Origin of the sequence: Desulforapulum autotrophicum HRM2 (assembly GCF_000020365.1) — a bacterium.
GTDB classification, from domain to species: domain Bacteria; phylum Desulfobacterota; class Desulfobacteria; order Desulfobacterales; family Desulfobacteraceae; genus Desulforapulum; species Desulforapulum autotrophicum.
Window position 1 is genome coordinate 1,663,163 of record NC_012108.1, and the last position, 24,254, is coordinate 1,687,416.

Here is a 24,254-nt window from a genome sequence, read left to right on the forward strand (position 1 = left end):
TGCTCCAGGGTAAGAAACTTGAAAACAGATAATTGCCAAGTCCCTGACGTTTTTTCAGGTTGTTTATCCCAGCCGGACGATCCAGCGGGTAATGGCGGCCACCAGGGCAACCGAAATCAGACCGCCGCACCAGAGGGCCGCAAACCAGAGCCATTGTTTGATTTTGTCAGTAGGCGCTTTCATGGGAACTCTTGCCCCGGAATAACCAGTAACAATAGCCGGTATAGGCCAGCACAACCGGCAGCATGATCACCGCCCCCACCAGCAGGAGGGACTGTGATTCCGGTGCGGCCGCGGCCTGGCTGAAGGTCACCTGGTAGGGTACCAGCCAGGGCCAGGTACTGATGCCGATGCCGATGTAGTTCATCAGGAAAATCCCCTGGATCAGGAAAAAGGGCCGGTATTCATTCTGGTGGCGAAGATCCCGCCACAATAACCAGAACAGGATTATGCACGAGATCGGCATGATCCCGAGATAAGCAAAATGGGGCAGACTGAACCACAATTCCCGGATCCTCGGATCCATGATGGGCATGCAAAGGCTTACCAGTCCCATGAAAAAGGCCACATGCCAGAACAGATAACCGGTGCACTTGCGGGCCCAGGCCTGGGTTACATCTTCGGTTTTCATGATCAGCCAGGTCGCCCCCAGGAGGGCATAACCGGCCACCAGGGCCACCCCTGTCATGACACTGAAGGCGTTGAGCCAGTCAAAGGGCCCGCCGCTGAAGGATCTTCCGGTGACGCTGATCCCCTGGACAAAGGCGCCCAGGATCATTCCCTGGGTCATGGTGGCAACCAGTGATCCCAGATGGAACACGTAGCCCCAGCGTTTCTTGGACCGGTCGTGGGCCTTGAACCTGAATTCAAAGGAGACTCCCCTTAAAATCAGACCCAGGAGCATCAGGATGATGGGAATATAGAACGCCGGCATCAAAATGGCATAGGCCAGGGGAAAGGCGGCAAAAAGTCCGCCGCCGCCCATCACCAGCCAGGTTTCATTTCCGTCCCAGAACGGTGCAATGGATGTCATCATGCGGTCCTGGCATTTTTCAGACGGGGCAAAGGGAAACAGGATGCCGAGCCCCAGGTCAAAGCCGTCCAGCAGCACATACAGGAAAACAGCCGTAGCGATCAATGCATACCAGACAAGGGGCAGATCAATGAATCCTTGAAAACTAAACATGGTCTCCTCCTGATGCCTTTACAGCATCCGAAACAATGGGGGGCTTTGTAATCCCATGGCCGCCGTAGGGGGTGTCTGCTTCAGGCACCGGCCCTTTTGCCACAAGGCGGACGATATAATAAATGCCGGCACCAAACACTAAACCATAGATGATCATAAAGGCAACCAGGGAAAGCCCCACATGGATACCGGCCACCGGGGATATGGATTCAGCGGTTAAAAGCGAATTAAACACGATATACGGCTGGCGCCCGATTTCCGTTACAAACCATCCGGACAGGACCGCAACGAACCCGGCCGGCGTCATGGCCATGCACCAGCGAAGAAACCAGGGCGAATCAAACAGGCGCTTTTTCCAATACAGAAAAACGGCAAACACCCCGGTGAGAATCATCATCATGCCCACCCCCACCATGATCCGGAACGACCAGAAAACCGGGGCAACCGGCGGTCGACGGTCCGCTGGCCACTCTTTCAAACCCCGGACTTCTCCGTCCAGGCTATGGGTGAGAATAAGACTGGATATTTTAGGGATTTCAATGGCAAACCGTGTGGTTTCCAGACCTTCATCCGGCCAGCCAAACAACACCAGGGGCGCACCTTTCTGGGTCTCCCACAGCCCTTCCATGGCAGCCACCTTGACCGGCTGTTCCTTGAACGTATTCAAGCCGTGGAGATCGCCGAACAGCAGCTGGAGCGGTGCAACAAACACGGCCATGAGCATGGCCATGGCAAACATGACCTTTGCCTGGCGGGTGAATTTTTTGCGAAACAGATAAAAGGCGCCCACCCCGCTCACGGCAAAGGCCGTTGTCAGGTATGCCGCAACGACCATATGGACCATGCGATAGGGAAACGAGGAATTAAAAATAATGGCCAGCCAGTTGGTGGGATAATACAGGCCGTCATCGCCTATCATAAACCCCTGGGGGGTCTGCATCCAGGAATTGGCTGACAGGATCCAGAAGGCAGAGACCAGGGTGCCTGAGGCCACCGTCACCGTGGCGGCAAAATGCATTTTGGGACTGACCCGGTTCCACCCAAACAGCATGATTCCCAGAAAAGAGGCTTCCAGGAAAAAGGCGGTCAGCACTTCAAACCCCAGAAGGGGGCCCAGAACATTGCCGACCTTGTCGGAAAAAACCGACCAGTTGGTGCCGAACTGGTAGGAGAGCACCACCCCGGACACAACCCCCATGCCAAAGGTCACGGCAAATATCTTCACCCACATCTGGTAGACATCCCTGTATGTCTCATCGCCGGTTTTAAGCCAGCGCCATTCCACCACGGCAAGCCAGCTTGCAAGCCCTATGGTGAACGCGGGAAACAGGATGTGAAACGATATGGTAAAAGCAAACTGAAGTCTTGCCAGCAGGGCTGGGTCCAAGTGAAGTATCATGACGGTTTCCTTTGCTTGACCAAATTAACTGGATATATTGTAGAAAACCATACAATCTGAATTTCAATCTGTCAAACCCTTCATGGACCCACGGGTGAAAACCCAGGCCCGGGGCATCGTCCATGGCGCCCCTTAAAAAGGGTTAATTTCCTTGACAGGATATGGCCTGAAACGTATTTAGGAAGGGCAAGTCGTCAAGGAATGATAAAAAAAGGATGTGAAATTCATGGTATTTTCTTACAGCTCCAATGCGTTTGTTGAATATTCCCTCGCTGATGCGGTTAAAATGATCGCCCAGACAGGATTTAAGGGAGTGGAGATCATGTGCGACAGACCCCACCTCTATCCCCCGGATGCCAATCCCCAGGATCTTGAAACGTTCAAGCAATTACTCGAAACGCTGGACTTGACGATTACCAATCTTAATTGTTTCACTCTTTTTGCCGTGGGCAATACCTGGCTGCCGTCCTGGATAGAGCCGGATGAATCAAGGCGCCGGGAAAGAATTGACCATACACTGAACTGCCTGGATATTGCCCATTTCCTGGGAAGCCCGTGCATCTCGGTACCCCCTGGCGGGCCGCCGGTTGAAATGGGCCGGGACGCATCATTAAAACTGTTTCGCCAGGGCCTTGAACAGGTAATCCCCAAGGCAGAGAATCTGGGTGTAACCATCCTGATTGAGCCCGAACCCGATCTTTTAATTGAAAACAGCCGTCAGATGAGTTCGTTTATCAAGGATTTTTCATCCCCAAACCTGGGGGTCAACTTTGATGTGGGGCATTTTTACTGTGTGAATGAGGCACCGGAAGTTGCCCTTGAAACCCTGTTTGATAAAATCGGCCATATCCACATTGAAGATATTGCGCCCACACGGAAACACCACCATCTCATTCCCGGCCTGGGTGCCATAGACTATGACGCGTTTTTTAAACGGCTCAGGGAACTCAATTACAACAAAGATATCTGTCTTGAACTTTACACCTACACCGAAGCGCCCTGCGAAGCCGGGGTGAAAAGTATTGAGACGTTAAAACCTGTAATGGAAAAATATGGATTCCCGGTTTAATTATGATCAATAACATACCGTTTCCACAAGGCCATACCCAAGCGACCGTCGTCCCCCTGAAATTTGATCAGGCGTATCATTACCCGGTCTGTTTTACCCGGGATGTGTTCAGCATCACAAATCCTGTGCTGATCAATACCCTTGCCGTCAAAAACCAGGCCCAGCCCAGGAAAATAATGGTGATGATCGATGACGGGGTGACCCGCCGGAACCCCCAGCTCTTGAATGATATATCCCTGTGGTTTGAACACCACAGGGACCGTGTCTGCCTGGCCTGGGAACCTGTGGTGTTTCCCGGCGGTGAACAGGTGAAAAACGCCTGGGACCATGTGCACCGGGCAACAAAGGCCATGGACGATTCCGGCATAGACCGGCACGGCGTGGTCATTGCCCTGGGCGGGGGCGCCCTCCTGGACATGGTCGGGTTCAGCGCTTCCATGTTCCACAGGGGCATACAACTGGTCCGGCTTCCCACCACAACCCTGGCCCAGAACGATGCCGGCATCGGGGTTAAAAACGGGATAAACCAGTATGGCAAAAAAAATTGTCTCGGCACCTTTTATCTGCCTGTGGCAGTGATCAATGATTATCGCTTCCTTGAGACCCTGCCGTTTGACCATTTCATCGGGGGGGTGGCCGAAGCCTTTAAAATTGCTCTGATCCGGGACCGGTCGTTTTTTCTATTTCTTGAGAAAAACAGCGCACTCCTGAAACAAAGGGACCCAAAGGCAATAGAAGAAACCATTGAACGTTGCGCCCGGCTTCACATTGAGCATATCGCCCACAGCGGTGACGCCTTTGAAACAGGGTCATCCCGGCCCCTTGATTATGGACACTGGTCTGCCCACAAACTTGAAATGCTGTCCGGGTTTGCCATGGGGCACGGCCAGGCCGTTTCAATCGGCATTGCCCTGGATTCCTATTATGCATGCCAGCAGTCCCTGATCGCCCGGGCCGAGCTGGATCGTATCATCACAGCCCTGATCAACTGCGGTCTCCCGGTCTGGAGCCCCTATCTGGAGACCACGGACAGTTCAGGCCATCTTGAAATAGAAAACGGACTTGAGGAATTCCGGCTGCACCTGGGGGGAAGGTTGACCTTTACCATGCCCGATGGCATCGGGCAGAAATGTGAGCGCCATGCAATGGATTTTGACATTATCAGGCAGGGGGTTGCATTTCTCAAGAACACTTACAGTGATGCAGGATCGAACCGCCCGATCACCCGAGCGGTCACACAGCGGTGAAACTTGCCAGGTAGTTGACCATGGTATTTTTGCACAAATAGTAATTCCGGGTAATGGGGTTGTATGAAAACCCGGTGATATTCTTCTGTTTTAATCCTGCCTCAGAACAGGCCTGTTTCAGTTCTTCAGGCTTGATCAATGATGCCCAGTCATGGGTTCCTTTCGGCAGAAGCCCCAGAACATATTCCGCACACACCACAGCCAGAACAAAGGACATCAGGTTTCGGTTGATGGTTGCAAAAATAACGATCCCCCCGGGGTTCAAGGCCTTTTTGCATGCAGCAATGACCGACGCATAGCTTGGCACATGCTCCAACAATTCCATGCAGAGAATGACGTCAAAACCGGTCTGGGTGAACCGGGTGAGATGTTCGATGTCCGTGTCAATATACAGGATATCAAGGTTTGACTGTTTGGCGTGGGTCCGGGCAATGGCCGTCATCTCGGCGGATGCGTCAATGCCGATGGTGGCCCCAGCCTGCTGGGCAATTTTTTCGGTGAGTATCCCGCCGCCGCACCCCACATCCAGCACCCGTTTCCCCGTAAGATCTGTTTGCTGCATGATGTATTCAAGCCTCAGGGGATTGATATCATGGAGGGATTTCATCCTGCCGTTGGCATCCCACCAGTCAGTTGCAAAATCATCGAATTTTTCAATTTCACTCAAAGAGATATTGTTTGTCATCCGGTTCCTTGGGAATCCCTGTCTATTGTTTTGTGCCAGGCGCCTGGGTCAATAATTTCTTGAAGTTTTCACCTGATCCGTTTATACTTTTTTTCCATGCGTGATTATTGCAACGGTTCTTTCACTACGTTGATGCAGACATGGTCTGTCTCTGGCTTTTTACTATAAAGATCGGGTCGTCTACAACAATAATCTCAAACAATCACTGCATGGGTGTGCGGTTGTTCCACAGGATAGAGACCTGGTTCCAAGACAATGTTTAATGTTTTGTTCTCCTTTTGGCGGGGTGGCGATTGAAATATGTAATGTCCTTTTATGACGCACTGATTCCGGAAAAACTTCAATTCTTTTTTGCGCTTTCACGGACCCATCATGGCGTGCTCGATATGATGGCACCTGTTTTTGCGGCCCTGGTTTACCTTGGGCATTTTCCTGCTCCCGGGATTGTCCTGGCAGGGATTATCACTGTTTTTTCCGGGTATACCGCTGTTTATGCACTCAATGACATTGCCGGATACAGGGACGATAAAAAAAACATCCACCCTGCGGACAAAAAAGGAACCGACCTGGACTCGATCCTGATTCGCCATCCCCTTGCCCAGGGCGTAATCAGCCTGAAATCCGCTGCGCTATGGGCCGGTTTCTGGTCTGTTGTGGCGGTGCTGGGAGCCTATTATTTAAACCCGGCCTGCATTCTGATCTTTCTGGGTGGCGCCCTGCTCGAAGTTATTTACTGCTTTTTGTTGAAAATCACCTATCTCAGGATTGTCGTCAACGGGTTTGTAAAAGCCGCCGGTCCTGTTGCCGGTGTCTTTGCCGTGGACAAAAGTCCCGATGCCCTGTTTGTCTGTTTGATTTTTGTCTTCTTTTTCCTGTGGGAAGCCGGGGGTCAGAATATCCCCAACGATTATACCGATATAGAGGAAGACCGGCAGATAAATGCAAAAACCCTCCCCCTTGTGTTTGGACGTGATATGGCAAGTTTTCTGATCGTGGGGCTGCTGGCTGCCGCTTTCTGTGTCATGGCAGCCGTGTTCCTTTTATCTCCGGTTGATTTCAGATGGTTCTCATATCTGGTTTTCGGGGCAGGCTCTTTGTTCCTGTTGCTTCTGCCGGCACAAAAGCTTCGGAAAACCGGTGAAAATCAAGCTGCAATGGCCCTTTTTAACAAGGCAAGTTATTATCCGTTTTTTCTTTTGTGTGTGGTGTTGATGAGTTTGTTTTTGTAAAACGGATTGATCAAGACAGATGCCAATCTTTTCAACGTTTTTAAAAATTGCATACCGGACATTGTTATCAGATCTTCAATTTCATCGATCATGGATGCTGTTGCCGCATCATACCGGTTTGACATGAATGGATTCCGATTATTTTACTGAAAATTAAAAAATAATAGTAAGAAGTTTAAAATGATTTGAATATGAGATCTGGCGTAGTAAAAAAATAATATTAAATAGGGTACAGCAAGAATAGCGGGTATTGCCAATTCAATTTTCGTCAGCTTCCTATATTTCTTTGAATCTTTTCCAGATCCAAGGATTTTCCATTCCTCATCGAAACACCTGAACGGCAATTGTTTTTCCATCAAATGTATAACCTTAAATTTACCGGAATTAAGCTGTTTGTATGATTTAATATTGATGAACCATACACCACATAACAGAACCCCCAGGAGAGTGAAGCAGCAAAGTACAATTTCCGAATAATCTGAACATATTTTTTTGTTGATCACAAAAGTAATAAAAGCAAAAAGAGCGGACAACAGAGAAATATAGTATCTGTTAGTTGCCGCCCGCCTTGCACTGACACGGTCGGTAACTTCTGTATATAGTTTGTATTGTTCGATTAATATCGATTTGTCTTCAATCATCCAAGCAACCTTATTTTTGAAATGATGGATTCTGTATTCCAGGCAACAATTGCGTTGGCATTGTCACGAACTACAGACGACATCTTTGTTTGAGCCCATGGTTTTACCGCTATAATTGGCTTTGGGCTGTAAAATTCTTCTTTTGCAATTTTGATTTCTTTGTTTATCCACTTGCTATAGCTGGAGTAAACGCCTGCCATGATAATAATTATATGGCAGCCCTGTATTTTATTTTTAATTGCCTGATAAAGTTGTGCATCGGTTCCACATGAATGAATCGGGTTATTTTGAGGAACTGAATGATTTTTATAGTGAAAATAAGGTCGGTTATCCAACAGGGATACAAACTTGTCGTAGGCATCGGAGTAAGCCCATGAATGGCTGATAAAAAGGTTGTAAGTTTTTGACATTTTACTTCTCCTTATTTGTTATTTTTTTTGATTTCGCTAAATTTTATGAATGGCTCAACAGTTCCGGATTCAGGTCCCTCATCATTCTCATCATCTGTCCACCCATAACTGTTGAAATCTTCTGGAGCATCTGCCAGATCCAGCCGGACTTCTCCCCAGCCCATGCCATCTACACTGCCGGATTTGAAATTTATGATGACGGGTTCTCTGGGGATTTTTTCCATTTCTATGAGTGAATCGAAATAGATTTCATCAATACCTTTAAACATGCCATATTGGCCAGTTTTTGACTCTTCAATGATCTTTTTTTTAAGGTTTTCAATTGCCTCTCCTGGATCTTCTGCTGACAAGATTACCGAAAAAGATCCGAACGTATTGTCGCCGCTTTCGTTAACGCTGAAGTTTGCAATGTATTTCATCATATCCCCCCTAAATTTGCTGATTCACTATTCACATTCACGGTCAACATATTCGAGCCAACTACTGCAATTCTGGTATTCCTTTGCCATACCATCTAAAAGTATCTGGCGTTGTTTTTCGCTTTGTTGGTGCGGGAGCATCATTAGGAAAAATGCCTGTCGATTATGATTCGAATCTGACATGATTAGATCATAGACATCAGCATACCCTTCTTGTTTTGCAGACCGGTTATCTCTTGAGCTTGTAATACATGCCAAGCCATAGGCTTTTCCTTTAAGATTTGAATACAGGTTACTCATTTTCCTCCTGGTTGAATTTGGGTTTGTTTAAATACAGCAGCCTATAAAGCATGAAGGGTGCCAAACGGGAAATTCATGATAGGGATATTTGGTTTTTAAAATTTAATATTCTGAAATTATAGGGTTTTTTACTTGGTGTTTTTTGGGGTTGAACAGATGTTCTCAATGCGTCAAAAGGGAAAGGATAAAACATTTTGTATATATATAAATAATTTTATATGGTCTGAGGTGAAGAATTTTTTGACATGCTGGATCGGCTCTGTTGCTCTCAATACTTGCAATGGTAATGAAAAAGCTGGCTCTGACCCGATATGTTTGGAAATTAATTCTCGTAATCATTCCGCAATCATCTTGAAAAAATTTTCAAGAGCGTAAGTCTCTATGGAAACTGAATATTTATTCAGTTTTCTGTTACTCCTTGCCATCCGAGCACAATCAGATGTTAGGAGTAACAGCGGCAATCATTTGAATCCATATGGCTGCACGGTAAATCATTTTTCTGTAGAGTAAAACAGCAAAGTATTCTTCTGGTCATCCATTAGCCAATCTATCCCGCCGGAAAGATCATAAATATGTTTGGCGGACTCTCCTTGTTCGTCAATCGTAGTAATGATGACACTCCTGTCATGGAATGCTTTGCCTTGGGGAAACGGGATTACCTGGACAATTGGCTTCATTTCAATTGCCTGCGATATTTTTTCAATCACAGCGTTTCTCATTAAATTGGGGGCTTTATAATTATAGGCTTTAAAACTTTGCTCCTTACATTTTATATGTACTTTTTTTATTGAGTTAGTATATTTATTCAAGAATTGTAAAAATGTTGTTAGGAGGTTGATTTGCCTGTTATCAGCGCCGCAATAAGGGTCTTTGATCTCAATCGTCTCGACATAAGCATCATGAACATGGTTAAAATATTTGTTCAAATTCCTTTTTTGCCCTGAAGCCAATTCCCAACGTTCAAATTTTCGTTGAGGAGGGAACAATTTGTTCGCTGAATAGTGCTGTCCGGCCTCTAATGTCTCTTGAAGTTTCGCAGCCCTTTCTTCATTTATAGTTAATTCATATGCCGGATGGGGTACAATTTCATCCATAACTGACGGGAGCTGGAAATCTGAGTACCAGGCGGGCCCATCTTTAATCGGGCCCGCAGCAATGCTGGGCAGCAAAATTTTTTCATTTGAACGAATGCCGTACAGGCTTAGCTGTCCACTTTCTATATATGGTTTCAGGTAGTTCATAACTTCTCTTTGCCTGAATACTTTCTTCTCCTGAATATTTGAGGCATTGGTAAAGAAAATTTTGATCTTCTTTCCAGTATTCATTTGTTCCAAGATCCATTTGACGCAAGGGTTTTCAAAATTTGTTTTTGAACTGTAAAAATTCTGCCCAATTAAAGCGATACTCTGATATGGGGCTAATTTTTCAGAAAGCGCCTTCAAACTTGGTTTTTTCCATATCAGGCCGCCAGCCTTGATTATAGGATGGTCAACTTCTCCTTTGTTTATGGCTTTCAGCCATGGAATGACCGAAATTCGGTCAAAATAATCCCAAATCCTTTGATTTGAATAATCACATAAGCATCTGCGGCATCCCGAAGAGCATTCATTGGGACAATCGAGTCTGTCAATGGCAGCACTCAACAGTTGATCCATTTTAATTTCCCGGAATAATCTCACCGAGTATCCGGCACCGCCTGGCACAGAATCATAAATAATAACGGATATTTTTTTTGCACTTATTTTATAGGTTGTTCGAACGGCATTAATCTGCAAATCCATTACCGCGACCGCTGCAAAACGAATGGCCTCGCTTAAGGTCGCAGCAAAAGAATCTATGTGTCGCCTTCTCTCTGAAGTGCTTAACGGCTTCTCGGGTTCCGGGATAGGATTAGAAAACCGCAAAATGGTCACATCAGTGTTGAAAATGTGTGATATATCCACTGGCCAGGACAAGTTATCATTTATACACCGCTGGTCTCCAAGCAGGTCGGTATGTTTTAATTTTTTGGTTTCCGCTTTTTTTGCCGGAACCATATGGTTACATAAATTACACCTGTGATACCCCATACCAAAAGGGCCTCGGTTTACAATAAAAAGAGTGCCGACGGGGTCATTTTTATTGATGGCATGGCTTCGCAACAATGCTTTGGTAATCACCGGATTGTCGGAGGGCTTAAACTGTTCTTCCCTTGCCATGGAGATTAATCGAGCTTCATCGGCATATTGTTTCCGGATTCTATGCAAAGAAAGATCTTTACCTTTCCGGTCTTTATATGCTGTGACAAATCCCTTTGGCTCTATGAAATTTCTTTTCAGTCCTATACTTTTACTCCCGCAGAACATACAGGTGCCAGACAGGTCCTCTCTATCAACCTGCACTTCGACATGGTGGCACTCCCGGCACAAGGTATAGTAATTAGTCGGCATGAAGTCTTTCGGGTAATAAGCCAGTCCCTGGCTGGTCCAAATTCGTCCATTCGCTACGACCTCGGCCCCTGGCGCATATTCTGAAATTCCTAAAAGAGCATCCCGGTTCAGAGAAATATCTTTGTCCCATGAAAACCGTGCTTTTTTGCCGTATTCTTTGGTTACATCAAGACTTAGAGAATTTACTGGAAAACTGTAGGTCGGGATCATGCCATGCAACGATAATTGAGTTACCAAAAATTGGGTCATGTATGATTTTCTTAAATTTTCCCAATGCAATGCTTTGTTGAGTTTGTCTTCTTTAAGCAGTGCTTTTCTTTTTTCGCTGTAGACCCGCCAGCGCCCATTAACATCCTGGGCAAGTTTCAAGATCAACTCAGTGAATTTTCCGGTCAATGCCTTTCCGGACAGGCCGATAAAACTCTGAAGGTCTTTTGGCAGAGATGCCACAAGCCGTGAGGCCTCATTTTCAGAGGCTGCGCCTTCTTCACTTTCAAGCCAAGCGTTAAGGTCGTCCTTAAATTCATTTAACGCTTCATCATCAAATCTGTCTCCAAAAAAATCTGAAAGTGAAGGAGCGTTTATTGACGTGTCTGGAATGCGATTTCTTAAAAAGCCGGATAGAACAACGGAATTCTGATGCCTTTGAAACAGTTTCGCGTTTTCAAGATGTATTCTTGGGATGGGTGCAGGCTGCATAAGATATTCTCGAAAATTTGAAAAGACCATTTGATCATATTGGCTGTTCCTTGCAACGGTAACACAAAAAGGGGCGGCCTGGGCCCGGCGGCCTGCCCGCCCTGTTCTCTGTTGATAATTTGATATTCCAGGAGGTATATTCAAGCAAACCACAGCCTCAAGATCCCCTAAGTCTACCCCCATTTCCATGGTTGTTGTACAGCTCAGTAGATTTATCTTACGTATACTGAAATCCTGTTCTATCTGTTGGCGAAGTTCTGTGGACAATGACGCTGTGTGCTCGTTGGCTTTTGTGGTTAGCGCAGTCCCCTGATCGTAGATGGAAACATAATGATTGTACTCAATTCTTTTTTTTCTTTCTTTTTCGGAAACCGGCTTGGTCTTGCCTTTACATAAAAATGATGAGCAGCAAGAAGAAACCGTATCGAATGTTGATAGTCCGCAATCTTCACAACGGTGAAGGGTATGGTCGTTACCGTTTTCAAACCGAATCAGCTTGGCGTCCAGTCCGTATCCAGGCCTGGCGGGCCTCAGAAATTTCAGAGATATCAGGCTTTCCCAAAAATTTGAAAGAAAAGTTCGGGTTTGCTCCCAAGACCATCCAAGGCGTTCAACTATCAGCCATGTTCTTCTGTTGTTTTGCTTTCTACCCTCGGCAGGGATCCAGCCTGTTGTATATCCAGGACTGGTTTTATGAAGTTCAAAAGATCTTTTTTGGGAGTATATTTCTCCCCAGATAAATGGATCGGTAAGATCAATATCATAAAGATTGACAATGGCTTTACCCCGGCGGATGGTTTCCAATAAAAAAAGGGCAACACTCTTTGCCTCTTTTCTATCGTGTTCCGGAATAAAAGGTGTAATCGTTTTTACCAGCCTTTTAAATCGTTTTGACTCATATGTAACATGGACAAGACCCAGAGCCTCAAGAGAATTCCTCCGTCCCCCAGGCGTACAAAATTCGGCCGCTACCTTACCCATGATATGGTCTGTTCTACGCTCCCTGTTTTCTATCAGCTTACCTGCGCTGTCAATAACGATTGGTTCTCCGTTTTTTTTCCAAAATTTAAAGATTAGGTAGGCAAGGTCGTCTATCGACATCAATTCATCTTCTTTTTTTAATACTTGATAAATGGCTGTTCTGAGCGCAAGTTCTCCACTGGTTCGTTCAAAATAAGGTGCAAAATAGGCTGCATTTTGTCGATTATCTGAAAATGTCAGCAGAGACCGACCTTGCATCGGTGTGACATGATCAATGTTCTTTGCCGGAGGAAGGTTTTCAAGTACCTTCTGGCAGACCACGGCACCAAATGCCTCGTTGCCTGAATTCATTGGGGATATTATTTCAGCAGACGCTCCTGATGCCCTGCTGCCACAGGCGTTGCATTTCCGGACATAATCATTTTTTTCAATTTCATCCCGGGTAGTTTCGACTTCATATAGCCGAATATACTGCCCACCCTCATCTTCATGTTTCAAGTCACCGTTTTCGGGATTCAGATAGGTGGGGCTTTTATTTTTGTCTTTTTGGACTTTCACAGGAGTTTCGTCGTCTAATTCATCCAGTGCACTGGATTTGGTTGGTTGACCTAGCCAAAATACTTTTCGGATGTATTGCTTGTCAGACTGATCAATCCCTTTGAGGGAATTTAGTAGTTTTGAACCATCGGTAAACCCTTCAATGTATGGCTGGCCGCACCGTCGACAAACAAAGAGCGGATAATATGGTCGTCCTTCTGTATCTGTGAAGTTGCGGAACGACTTGATATCAGACCATCCTTCTTTGGTCCCTCCTGTCAGGCGGATGCAGGCACCTTCAATGCTGTTTGTGGCAATGTGATACCGGCTGGGCAATAGGGGGAAGACATTCATGGATTTCCTTGAAATAATCCCCATATGTACAACGGAGCTCAACGCCTGTCGTTTTTCTTCTGTTTTTACTTGGTCACCCGGGAACAATTTCTCGGCCAGATCCTGGAATGCAATGATGGGCTCCTGGTCCAATGTTTTTGCAATGTATCGGATCTCCTTATTTGCAGAAAATAATTTTTCCAAACCGGAAGAAAATGTTTGTTTTTCATTCAATAAGAGAGGGTCTTTAACCCTTGTGTCCAGCTTTTCCTCAACCATTTCATTCCAGTCAAAAACATCATAGTCATCCACAACATTCTCATTAAGGAATTTACCAATTTGGATCCAGGTATCAATGGAGAGGGTGAAATACTTTCTTTTTTCCAAAAGTGTGTGATGAGGGATCCGCTTTCCCCGGATGACTTGATGAACCTTCTCTCCGAAAAGCTGGTCGGCAAAACTCAACAGGGCGTCATCTGCCCCTGGTCCTTCTGCAAGACTTGCACTGGTGCCGAAAACCTGCAACGGCGCTGTCAATCCTATCCTGTGTTTCAGTTTTCTTAACAAAAAAGCCACTTCTGTGGCCTGTGCACCGCTGTATGTATGAATTTCGTCCAAGACCAAGGTGTTCAGGGTCGTTTGGGCAAATAAAGGTGCGTTCCTGGGCAATAAAAGAAGATGCTCCAGCATTGCATAGTTGGTAATCAAAATTTTTGGAGGCGTTTCTATCATCTCTTCCCGGGTAAGCAACCAGTTCTCCGGGATAGTATGCCCCAGAGTTTCCATAAGTTTATCGTTTTCCCTGAGCTTTTCCCTCTCTTCGTTCTTGTCGGCATTGGCTCGGATCTGACCGGTGTATCTGCCGAATGTAATCCCATATTCTTTTAATTCCCGGCCGAACATGGGAGCAATGCGGTAGAAAAGTTGATCGTTGGCCAGAGCATTCATGGGATAAATAAGCAGTATCCGGACGCCGGGCTGTTCAGGGTGGGGTTCCATCAGCAGTTTTTGGGCAATGGGGTAAAGAAAGGTTTCGGTCTTACCGCTACCAGTTCCGGTTGCCACGATAAGGCTTTGATCCTTCTGGCAGGCTGCTGTCAGGGCTTTTTCCTGATGGAGATGTAGTGGCCGGTCAAGTATCTGATCTGTAAAATTTGCAAATCCCTTATGGAGAAACCCACCATTCACCTCCAATAGTGCCTTGAGGGACGCTCCCTTTTCAAAGTCCGGCAGGGCTTCAACATAAGGCCCTTTGACCAATTCCTGTTGCTCTACCAGTTTGAAAAAAGCCTGCTTAAGAACTGGATACCGGCTATTGATGGGTAAAGATGTGGAAATATACCGTTTTAGGGTTGCCTTCAGATTTTCAACAAGATGAATTGGATTCGATTCAAACATAACGCCTCCTTGGCTGATCGCAATCAACAGAAAAAACAAGCTCCCACAACAGAAGGTAAAAACAAAAAAGATCCTCTGACAGGTAAAGAAGATAGCCCAAATACTTATTAATGGCGTTTGCGGGTAAACTACAGGTTTTAATTGCTTTTTCTTTGAAATTGTCCATGATGCCCGCCTCTCTTGATTCCCAGCGGCAGACCTGTGCAAACAATGAGATGAACCTGATAATATTTTTTTGGTTTTCAATGGCCACCGCAGCCTCGTCATCCAGCCATTCCGGCTGGGGATGAAATCGGTTGAACAGCATCACCGGGTCCGAGTCTGTATCCAACCGTGAAATGGCTCCGCCGCCGGCTAAATTTGATATGGATACATTTTTCATCTGTTTTGACAATGCGAGTGCGTGCCCCAGTCTTTCCGATCCCATGGCCATGGCATTTGAAAATTCACCCTGGAAGCGATCAACTGCATAGCGATAGTGCATGGGGCCGAGGATATCTCCTTTGGCGGGTATCCATTGATCATCATTCAGGTAACGCCATTTTTCAGGCAGATCTCTGGCCGATAGAGACTCCATGTATGCCGATGTTGTGAATTTTTGTGGTGCACATTCAGTTTGGACAACCGCCATGGCATTTTGAAAACCGAACAGTGCAGCAACATCAAGATATCTATGTGAGAAGGCATGGCATGGATTATTGAACTTTGGCATAAACCTGAGGCAACTGTGAAAGCTGGAAACAGTTAACCTTTTTTCCGGATATACGTTTTTCCCCTGGCAGAAAATGGCTGGGACCGCGGTACCGGGATGTAGTTTGGGTATTGCATCCCCTTCCTCTGTTATGGAGTTGCGATCGCCGACCAGCGAGAGAAGCTTGAGACAATCCTCGGTTCGCGCATCATAGGAAATTTTTTTCCCCAATTTGATCCAAAAGCTTTCAAGCCATGACAAGTTTTTCCAGCATCCCAAGGCATATTTTATTCTCAAGGCTTCATCCAGGCGGCTGAATATTTGGGCATATGTATCTGGATCGTGGTTGTTTGAGAACCACCACCATAAATCCTCAAAACTCTGGCCTATCTGGCTTGGTGTTGAAAGAAGGCCATCGGCAAATACAGCACCATTTGAATCCGCCAGTGCCCCCCATCTGTTTTCTGCCTTTATTATAAACGAGGTCAACCATAGCCCGGAGGGCCATCCAGTTTCAGGGTAATGAATGGTACATTCATTCTCATCGACTTTAAAAAAAGTGGCGTAAATGTCCGGCAGGATCTCGTGGCGGTATGTCTGCCCTATTTGCTTAAGATCAACATTGATTTCATAGGAGATGTTGTCTATCAGATTTTTTATGGAAAACCTCAAAGACTGAATGGGAGACCGGATTGATAACTCTATCTTTCTTAATTCAATACCGGATTCAGTTGAGTATGACTTTGCTTCAAAGGGCGATACAAAGCGTAAGAGCGGCAATGCCGACGGGTATTTTTCACTGTATAATAATAAGGTGTCATGTCCAGGTTCCAGATAATCAACCATACCGGAAAGTGGTATTCTTTTTGATCCAACCCGGCTGAAATCAACCTGGGTTTCATATTGGCCGATTTTCAGAAGGCATGGTTCTGAGGCAAATACGGTCAGTACTTTTCTGCTTGAGGTGTTGATTGAGATGGTTTCCCCGAGCTTCAGCCCTTTTTCAGCATGATCCGCCCTTCCGTAATCTTTTAAACTAAGGAAGACTCCGGGGACTGCCCAGGTAAAATACAGGGTTCTGACGCCATCCTTAAAGGCCATTTTAAAAAAACGGTTTGTTTCATCACTAAATGTGATGGAGTTGGTATCAAGGTCAACTTGAAGGTTTTCACAATCATCTTGAACAAGGTTTGCCGGTAGCTGGGTGCAGGCGAACCGGGCCCGGTTTTTCATCTGGGGCAGACCGCTCCAGATCACGGCGGATTTTCTTACCAGTGCCCGTTTAATATCCTCCCGGTAGACAGCAAATAGAACTCTGCTGACCCCCGGGACCCAATATTGTTCCATCAATTTTCCGATATTTAAAACAAACTGATTGTTTTCCTGGGCGGGAAAAGGCAGTACAATTTCTTCTCCAAGAGTATTTGAGGTGACTCTGACAACAAATTTTTCATCTGACATCAGCATCTCTTTGGGAATAATGATGTCAAGTTTAAGATTGTCGGCTGGATAGAGTTCGTTCCCTCTGACGCCCCGCAATGGTTCCTGTGTGAAATAGAGCGCCGGTTTTTCTTCTGCTTTTATCTGAAGTTTAGCCGGCCCTCGCTGGAACACATATGTTTCCCCCGGGGCCAGGGAAACCCGCTGACTATAGACTTCCGGATTGTCGGAGAATAATTCATATTCCTCTTCATTTTCCGGGGAGAATCGGGTCAGAAATAGATAGTTTCCGGGGTCGAGGAAAACTTCTTTTTCGGCAAGTGATGAACCCGTTACAAATCTACCGTCGGGCATGGAGAAGATCAAAAGACGATTGTTTTTTTGATTCTCCCACAAAGAGTAACTGCATCTGAAGCCTTCGTCGTTTATGACAACGGCATCGGGAGGGAGTGACATCTCAAAAGAGAGGAAGCGGTCGTCATTCCTGGAGGTGAATTTTCTGGTTTCATCACCCGTAATGATTTCCCACTGCACAGGCTCTTTGCTGCCGGGTAGTAAAATCCCATATTCAGATTCTCTGAGGATAACCCTTGGAATGCCGGCCTGCTTGGCTTTTCTGATTTTAGGACCGGCTTCAATGGCTTTAAGTATGGCAGCCTCTAATCTCGATTTGCCTCTAAGGGAATTTTTTCCTCCTTGCAGACAGCTGATGAACAACTGGGAATGATAGCAGATATCATCCCGCTGTATGGCCTCTTTGACTGTCAACGGTGTCAGCCTGTCAACCAGCCCTTCCTGCCAAAGTTTAAGCAGTTCCGGGTCATCAAGGTCTGGAATCCCGGTCTTGTCAACATATCGGAGTGCTTTTACTGTAAACTGATCCACATACCTAAGCGGCAGGCCGACCTGGCGAAGATATTCCCTGACCATGTAATGGGGGCCGGATCGCCGTGGAGATACCGAAATGCCGAGATGATACATACAGGCAATTCGGAAAGCCTGCCACAGGACTTCCTTTTGGTGCTGGGTTAAGGTCTGGTCGAAAATCTTTTCAAAGAACGGGTATACCTCAAAATGTCCGTGTTTTCCGAAATCTTCGAGTAACTGGACCACGAGTAGAGTTGAAAATACAGCAGGATAATCATCCAGAAGATCAATGAATTTATCAAAAGGATCGTATTGTTTTTGAATGAAGGAGATAATGTTTTGACGCATTTTACTGCTAATTTGATTTTCAAACAGTCCTAGAAAGGGGGACTCACTGTTTTTGATATTGATTAGCAGTTTGTCTTCAAAATCCTGGAAGCCTTTATTCATGGCGGATTTTTCCTCGAATGTTCATTACTTAGAATATTGGAAATTTAGAATATGATATTTGATGACTCCTGTTTTAAAATGAATTAAAGATGAGTGAATTTTGTCCGCTTATAACCGGGCCGCACTGATCATGACCCAGCTTTCCCTATGGTTAAAAAAATGATTATAACAAATTTAGAGGAGCAGTCTAAATACTGAACTATTACCCCTCGTCCAGGTCTGGTAGACTTGGACAATACAACCTACCAAAGGAAGGGTGGGGGCAACAGTCAGAATTAAAACCAACTCTCGGCGTAGAGATCGTACAATCCTAGTTGGTAATAATCAAGCGAATATCAGTTTAAAAACAATGACCCCACTTATTTTCGGGCTGCGTTGGAAAAATTGAGAATTTTTCACTCAGAATTTATTCTCCCCAACTCTATGCAAGGCACAGATTCAGGTTAAAATGTGTGGCAAGCATCAGAACAAAAATAGCAGCCATTAGATCTGGCGTAGTGTCTTTTGGCTTGTTGTACTGCAGAATGACAACTGACATGTTCTCCTAAATAGATCCTGTTTGCGGCATCTGGCATGTATGTACAGCCTTGTTTATGTACTTCATGATCGCCATTGGGTTGCTGGTTTTTGTTTACATAGTAAGAAGCCATTGTTCCTTGTCCTTTTTTTTAAGTTTTTAGGTTAATCCAACAGCCTATAGAGCATGAAGGATGCCAAACGGGTGATTCATAACAGTAATATTTTGTTTGTAAAATTTAACATATTGAAATTATTAATTTTTTTTGTTTGGTGCTTTTTTGGGGTTGAACAGATATTCCCAATGCGTTAAGTGGGAGAAGATAAAATATTTTGTGTGCGCATAAATTAATTTATATGGATGGATATGAAGAATGTTTTGACATGCTGGATCGGCTCTGCCGATCTCAATGCTTGTAAGGGTAATGAGGGGGCTGGCTCAGGGCCCGTCGGCCAAGCAGTCGCATCTCGGACGTATGATGAGGTATGTCTGATCAGCGATTGGAAGCCTGAAAAAACAAACGCCTATAAAAAATGGATAGAAACCGCAGGCAACATCCCGGTTCGGCTTTATCCTAAAAAATTGTCCGGACCTACTGTATTTTCTGAAATTTATGAATCCGTGGTAAAGGTGGTAACCGATATTCTGGATCGGCATGGTAAAGACACGGATCTTACCTTTCATATAAGTCCTGGGACTTCCCAGATGGCCGCAGTATGGATAATCCTCTCTAAAACGCTTTTCCCAAACGCAGAGCTGATTGAATCCTCCATTGAGCAAGGAGTAAACACGGTATCATTCCCCTTTGAACTATCTGCGGAATTTATACCTAATTTGCTGAGACCTGCAGACAGGCGCTTGGAGCTTCTGAGCAGGGGACTGCCGCCTGAATCACCGGAATTTTCACAAATTATTCATAAGAGCCCTATTATGCAGCGTGTGATTGCCAAGGCTCAGCATGTGGCTGTCCGGTCGGTACCTGTTTTAATAGAAGGCGAATCCGGCACCGGTAAAGAATTGTTTGCCCGGGCCATTCACAATGCAAGTCCAAGAAAAGACAAGCCATTTATCACTGTAAACTGTGGTGCAATCCCTGCTGATCTTGTTGAGTCTCAACTCTTTGGTCATGTTAAAGGGGCATTTACCGGGGCAGAAAAAGCTCAAAAGGGGTATTTTGAGGAAGCCGACAAGGGCTCCCTGTTTTTAGATGAAATCGGAGAACTCCCATTGTTGAGCCAGGTAAAACTGCTGCGTACGCTTCAGGAAGGTGAGGTGGTCCGGGTCGGAACGGCAACGCCTGTTAAGATTGATGTCAGGATTATTGCGGCAACCAACAGGAGTCTTATTGATGAAATACATGAGGGCCGGTTCCGGTCAGATCTTTTCTATCGATTGGCAGTGGCAATTTTAAAAATTCCTCCCCTCAGGGAAAGAAGCGGTGATTTAAGTTTTCTGGTCGATCATTTTGTGGCCCAGGTGAATACAGACAGTAAAAATGAACCCGGATATAAAGATAAAAAAATTTCTCCTGATGCAAAAAATCTTATGTTTCAGCATTCATGGCCGGGAAATGTCCGGGAATTGTTAAATACAATCCAAAGGGCGGCTATCTGGTCTTTTGATTCAACCATAAACCGCGAGGATATTGAGGATGCGCTGATTCCACTGGGCACTTCAAACCCTTCAGACATTTTAAACAGACCCGTTGGAGGGGATTTTAAAATTGAGGATATGATGGAGGTTGTGGCAAAACATTATATTGAAAAAGCATTAAAAGAAGCCAATGGCAAAAAAGGGAAAGCCGCTGAATTGGTAGGCCTTTCCAGTTATCAAACCCTTGGTAACTGGATGAAGAAATATAATATTAACTAATGTTGGCATCCGTATTGCTGTTAAATCCTTTTAATGGACAATCTGATTATGAAATCGACAAATTTTGAAGTTCTTCGTGATATATGGCCGGAACTGGCAAGTCTTGGTGGCTTTGCTGAAAACTACTCCTATACGGATCCTTCAAGCGCCCTTGTAAAACTGCGAACCTTTGTTGAATCGTTGGTTGACAGGATTTATCGATTTTACGAATTGCCCAGGCCTTATCAACCATCGCTCAATGATCTTTTGAATAACCATGTATTCAAGGCGGCTGTCCCCCCTGTTATCTTAAACACCCTGCATATCATAAGAAAATCAGGCAACAAAGCTGCCCATGGTGCTGATATTTCGCAAAATGAAGCGCTGAAGCTGGTGAAAGATGCCCATCACCTCTCAAGGTGGTTTTATGTTTTTACCGGAGGTGCCCAGGAGGACTGGAATGACTTTCAGGAGCCTGGTAAGCCTGAGACTATATCTGTAAAAAACAAAAAACGGGATTTTGAGGAGCTTGCGGTAAAGGAGGCCCAGTTGCAGGCCGTCCTTGAAGAGCTAAAAGTTTCAACAGCTAAAATTGAGGCTGCAGAGAAAAAAGCTGGTGAGCTTGAAAAGCTCAAGGCTGCTGGACAGAAAGCCGCTGATTCCCTTGAGTTTGATGAGGAGATGACACGTCAGCGGCTGATTGACTGCCAGTTGGTGGATGCCGGGTGGGATGTTGCCCCGGAGGGGAAAGACACAGAAGAGGTGACCCAGGAAGAAGAAGTTCAGGGCCAGCCGACAAAAACCGGTGTGGGATATGCAGATTATGTCCTCTGGGATAATAACGGCAAGCCCCTTGCTATTATTGAGGCTAAAAAGACCAGTGTGAGCGCGGAAAAGGGCCGGAAACAGGCTCAGCTCTATGCCGACGGCCTGGAAAAAACCTATGGCCAGCGGCCCGTCATTTTTTACACAAACGGATTTGAAATATTTATCTGGGATGATGCCCAGAATTATCCGCCGCGACAGCTGTTCGGTTTTTATTCAAAGGACAGCCTCCAGTATTTGATATTTCAGCGGAAATATCAAAAAGATCTGGCCTCCCTGGATTCGTCTGCTGAAATTGCAGGACGGCTTTATCAGCTTGAAGCCATCAAGCGTGTGAGCGAAAGATTTTCGGAAAAACACAGAAAAGCGCTGATAGTCCAGGCCACAGGCACCGGCAAAACCAGGGTTTCAATTGCCTTGACCGACCTTTTGATCCGTGCCGGCTGGGTAAAGCGGGTGCTTTTTCTATGTGACCGCAAAGAGTTGCGGCGCCAGGCCAAAAATGCGTTTAATGATTTTATATCAGAGCCCATGACCATCGTTTCAGCCCGGACAGCCAAGGACAGGAATAAACGGATCTATCTGGGAACCTATCCCGCTGTCAGCAAGATCTTTCAAACTTTTGACACGGGTTTTTTTGACTTGATCATTGCTGATGAATCCCATCGAAGCATCTATAACCGTTACAGGGATATATTCACCTATTTTGATGCCCTTCAGGTTGGGTTGACTGCCACCCCTGTCGATTACATCAGCCGAAACACATTCAAGCTGTTCGGATGCAGTGAACAGAACCCCACGGCTTACTATTCCCTGGGTAAAGGCGTAGAGGAGGGCTATCTGGCTCCCTATGAAGTGTATACCCATACAACAAAGTTTCTCAGGTCAGGCATAAAATACAAAGACTTAACGGATGAACAGCGACAGCAGCTGGAAGACGACGGTGAGGATCCAAAAGCATTTAATTTTGATGCCGCCCAGGTAGACAAACAGGTTTTTAATAAAGAAACCAACCGGATGATCCTGAGAAATCTCATGGAAAACGGAATCAGGGAAGAGACCGGGCAATTCCCCGGAAAAACCATCGTTTTTGCCAGAAGTCATGACCACGCAGTTCTTTTAGCTGAACTGTTTGACGAGATCTATCCCCAATACGGCGGGAAATTCTGCCAGGTCATCGACAACTATGATCCAAGAGCAGAGCAGCTGATTGATGACTTTAAGGAGGGGACCCGTCAAAAAGACGATTTAACCATTGCCATATCCGTGGACATGCTGGATACGGGAATCGATATTCCCCAAATCGTCAACCTTGTATTTGCAAAGCCGGTCAAGTCCAAAGTAAAGTTCTGGCAGATGATCGGCAGGGGCACCCGGCTGTCCCCGGATCTTTTCGGCCCTGGAAAGGATAAGACAGTCTTCAGGATTTTTGATCACTGGGGCAATTTTGAATACTTTGAAGAAAAATTCAAGAAATCGGAACCAAAGGCTTCTAAATCTTTAATGCAGCAAGTTTTTGAAACCCGGGTCAGCCTGGCGGACAAAGCGCTTAAAGAATCTGAAATCGCATTTTTTGATGATATGATACATTTGATCCAGAAGGATATTTTTTCCCTGCCTGAAAAAACAATTGCTGTAAGGGAAAAATGGCGTGAGAAAAAAAAGCTGGAAAATATGGATACCCTTAAGGGCTTTTCTCCTGCAACATTTGCATCCTTAAAAAAGGACATAGCCCCCCTGATGCAATGGGTCGATATCCGGGGGCATGCCGACGCCTGCCGATTTGATCAGCTCATTGGGCAGTTGCAGATTGAAAAACTTAAACAAAGCGCCTTGTTCGATAATTTAAAAGGAGAGTTGTTAAATCGGATCGGGCAGCTGCGGATGAACCTGAACCAGGTGAAGGAAAAAGCCGAAGTTATCAAAAGGGTAAAGGATAAAGCGTTCTGGGACACAATAACCCTGGAGGAACTTGAAGAGATACGCATAGATCTTAGGGATATCATGCAGTTTCGGGATAAAGGCCCGGTTCAGCCCAACCCCGAACCTTATCTGATAGATATCGAAGACAGTGACGAGATCATGGAAGAGAAAACCCCATATGTTGCCGAAGTTGAGATGGCAGCCTATAAGAAACGGGTTGAGGAAGCACTGCTTGGGATCTTCGATAAAAATAATACCCTGCAGAAAATTAAAACCGGACAATCCGTCAGCAAGAAAGACCTTGATTCCCTTGTATCTCTGGTGCTTACACAGAACCCGGATGTGGATTTCAACCTTCTGGCGGAGTTCTATCCTGAAAATGCCAGGTCTCTGGATTTTATTATTCGGTCAATTATTGGTATGGACGCCGGGGCTGTACAACAGCGGTTTGAAGCGTTTGCCGTGAAAAATTCCGGATTGAGCGCCCGGCAGGTCAGTTTTTTAAGAATGCTTCAAAACCATATTGCAAAATATGGATCCATAGAAATAGACAACCTCTATGAAGCGCCGTTTACCACCCTGGCCAGTGACGGTATTGACGGTGTTTTTAAAGATGGCAGCCAGGTGGATGACATCATCAGCATTCTTGAAACCTTTCAGCCCCATGTGCAGGATGTTTTGACAGATGAAAACAGACCCAATTAACAACCATAAAAAGAGTTGATAAT

14 protein-coding genes are annotated in these 24,254 nt (G+C 45.6%); 5 read left to right on the top strand and 9 right to left on the bottom strand.

The window, feature by feature from the left end:
• Positions 1 to 166: 166 nt before the first annotated feature.
• Together cydB and HRM2_RS07260 are read right to left on the bottom strand one after the other, a co-directional pair.
• Positions 167 to 1,186 (bottom strand): cytochrome d ubiquinol oxidase subunit II, encoded by a 1,020-nt coding sequence (gene cydB / locus HRM2_RS07255; RefSeq protein WP_015903349.1) that lies wholly within the window; start codon positions 1,184 to 1,186, stop codon positions 167 to 169.
• Positions 1,179 to 2,585 carry a cytochrome ubiquinol oxidase subunit I gene (locus tag HRM2_RS07260; RefSeq protein ID WP_015903350.1) on the bottom strand — a complete coding sequence of 469 codons (1,407 nt, stop codon included), beginning with the start codon at positions 2,583 to 2,585 and terminating at the stop codon, positions 1,179 to 1,181. Before HRM2_RS07260 ends, cydB begins: the two co-directional genes overlap by 8 nt.
• A gap of 226 nt (positions 2,586 to 2,811) precedes the next feature.
• Between HRM2_RS07260 and HRM2_RS07265 the strand changes: the two genes are divergently transcribed.
• A complete protein-coding gene (locus tag HRM2_RS07265) occupies positions 2,812 to 3,654 on the top strand; it encodes a sugar phosphate isomerase/epimerase family protein (RefSeq protein ID WP_041273120.1) in 843 nt (280 codons plus the stop codon).
• Between the two features lie 2 nt (positions 3,655 to 3,656).
• The gene (locus tag HRM2_RS07270) at positions 3,657 to 4,901 is read left to right on the top strand and encodes a 3-dehydroquinate synthase (protein ID WP_015903352.1); all 1,245 of its coding nucleotides are present in this window, start codon (positions 3,657 to 3,659) and stop codon (positions 4,899 to 4,901) included.
• Here the strand turns inward: HRM2_RS07270 and ubiG are convergent.
• Positions 4,888 to 5,586, bottom strand: a complete 699-nt coding sequence (gene ubiG / locus HRM2_RS07275; protein ID WP_015903353.1) for a bifunctional 2-polyprenyl-6-hydroxyphenol methylase/3-demethylubiquinol 3-O-methyltransferase UbiG — start codon at positions 5,584 to 5,586, stop codon at positions 4,888 to 4,890. The genes HRM2_RS07270 and ubiG overlap by 14 nt on opposite strands.
• Before the next feature lie 305 nt (positions 5,587 to 5,891).
• On the opposite strand from ubiG, the gene HRM2_RS07280 reads away from it, so the two are divergent.
• Positions 5,892 to 6,815, top strand: a complete 924-nt coding sequence (locus tag HRM2_RS07280) for a UbiA family prenyltransferase (RefSeq protein WP_015903354.1) — start codon at positions 5,892 to 5,894, stop codon at positions 6,813 to 6,815.
• Between the two features lie 143 nt (positions 6,816 to 6,958).
• On the opposite strand, the gene HRM2_RS07285 is transcribed toward HRM2_RS07280, so the two are convergent.
• From HRM2_RS07285 to HRM2_RS26995, 6 genes are all read right to left on the bottom strand, one after another.
• Positions 6,959 to 7,456: a RipA family octameric membrane protein gene (locus tag HRM2_RS07285; RefSeq protein ID WP_015903356.1), complete on the bottom strand. Its 498-nt coding sequence runs from the start codon at positions 7,454 to 7,456 to the stop codon at positions 6,959 to 6,961.
• On the bottom strand, positions 7,453 to 7,866 hold the full coding sequence (locus HRM2_RS07290; protein ID WP_015903357.1) for a TIR domain-containing protein: 414 nt from the start codon (positions 7,864 to 7,866) through the stop codon (positions 7,453 to 7,455). The genes HRM2_RS07285 and HRM2_RS07290 overlap by 4 nt, the downstream gene beginning before the upstream one ends.
• An 11-nt stretch (positions 7,867 to 7,877) precedes the next feature.
• Positions 7,878 to 8,288 (bottom strand): hypothetical protein, encoded by a 411-nt coding sequence (locus tag HRM2_RS07295; RefSeq protein ID WP_015903358.1) that lies wholly within the window; start codon positions 8,286 to 8,288, stop codon positions 7,878 to 7,880.
• Positions 8,289 to 8,312: 24 nt separating this feature from the next.
• Positions 8,313 to 8,585: a hypothetical protein gene (locus HRM2_RS07300; RefSeq protein WP_015903359.1), complete on the bottom strand. Its 273-nt coding sequence runs from the start codon at positions 8,583 to 8,585 to the stop codon at positions 8,313 to 8,315.
• 491 nt (positions 8,586 to 9,076) lie between these two features.
• Complete coding sequence (locus HRM2_RS07305; protein ID WP_015903361.1) at positions 9,077 to 14,962, bottom strand: DEAD/DEAH box helicase; 5,886 nt, start codon at positions 14,960 to 14,962, stop codon at positions 9,077 to 9,079.
• The gene (locus HRM2_RS26995; protein WP_015903362.1) at positions 14,955 to 18,410 is read right to left on the bottom strand and encodes a hypothetical protein; all 3,456 of its coding nucleotides are present in this window, start codon (positions 18,408 to 18,410) and stop codon (positions 14,955 to 14,957) included. The genes HRM2_RS07305 and HRM2_RS26995 overlap by 8 nt, the downstream gene beginning before the upstream one ends.
• Before the next feature lie 1,138 nt (positions 18,411 to 19,548).
• Between HRM2_RS26995 and HRM2_RS07320 the strand changes: the two genes are divergently transcribed.
• Complete coding sequence (locus HRM2_RS07320) at positions 19,549 to 20,799, top strand: sigma-54 interaction domain-containing protein (protein WP_232364217.1); 1,251 nt, start codon at positions 19,549 to 19,551, stop codon at positions 20,797 to 20,799.
• Between the two features lie 48 nt (positions 20,800 to 20,847).
• Positions 20,848 to 24,231, top strand: a complete 3,384-nt coding sequence (locus HRM2_RS07325) for a DEAD/DEAH box helicase family protein (protein WP_041273124.1) — start codon at positions 20,848 to 20,850, stop codon at positions 24,229 to 24,231.
• The last annotated feature ends 23 nt before the right edge of the window (positions 24,232 to 24,254 follow it).

Coding starts and splice junctions, on each gene's coding strand:
- cydB (WP_015903349.1), bottom strand. CDS start 1,186: ATGTTTAGTTTTCAAGGATTCATTGATCTGCCCCTTGTCTGGTATGCA.
- HRM2_RS07260 (WP_015903350.1), bottom strand. CDS start 2,585: ATGATACTTCACTTGGACCCAGCCCTGCTGGCAAGACTTCAGTTTGCT.
- HRM2_RS07265 (WP_041273120.1), top strand. CDS start 2,812: ATGGTATTTTCTTACAGCTCCAATGCGTTTGTTGAATATTCCCTCGCT.
- HRM2_RS07270 (WP_015903352.1), top strand. CDS start 3,657: ATGATCAATAACATACCGTTTCCACAAGGCCATACCCAAGCGACCGTC.
- ubiG (WP_015903353.1), bottom strand. CDS start 5,586: ATGACAAACAATATCTCTTTGAGTGAAATTGAAAAATTCGATGATTTT.
- HRM2_RS07280 (WP_015903354.1), top strand. CDS start 5,892: ATGTCCTTTTATGACGCACTGATTCCGGAAAAACTTCAATTCTTTTTT.
- HRM2_RS07285 (WP_015903356.1), bottom strand. CDS start 7,456: ATGATTGAAGACAAATCGATATTAATCGAACAATACAAACTATATACA.
- HRM2_RS07290 (WP_015903357.1), bottom strand. CDS start 7,866: ATGTCAAAAACTTACAACCTTTTTATCAGCCATTCATGGGCTTACTCC.
- HRM2_RS07295 (WP_015903358.1), bottom strand. CDS start 8,288: ATGATGAAATACATTGCAAACTTCAGCGTTAACGAAAGCGGCGACAAT.
- HRM2_RS07300 (WP_015903359.1), bottom strand. CDS start 8,585: ATGAGTAACCTGTATTCAAATCTTAAAGGAAAAGCCTATGGCTTGGCA.
- HRM2_RS07305 (WP_015903361.1), bottom strand. CDS start 14,962: ATGTTTGAATCGAATCCAATTCATCTTGTTGAAAATCTGAAGGCAACC.
- HRM2_RS26995 (WP_015903362.1), bottom strand. CDS start 18,410: ATGAATAAAGGCTTCCAGGATTTTGAAGACAAACTGCTAATCAATATC.
- HRM2_RS07325 (WP_041273124.1), top strand. CDS start 20,848: ATGAAATCGACAAATTTTGAAGTTCTTCGTGATATATGGCCGGAACTG.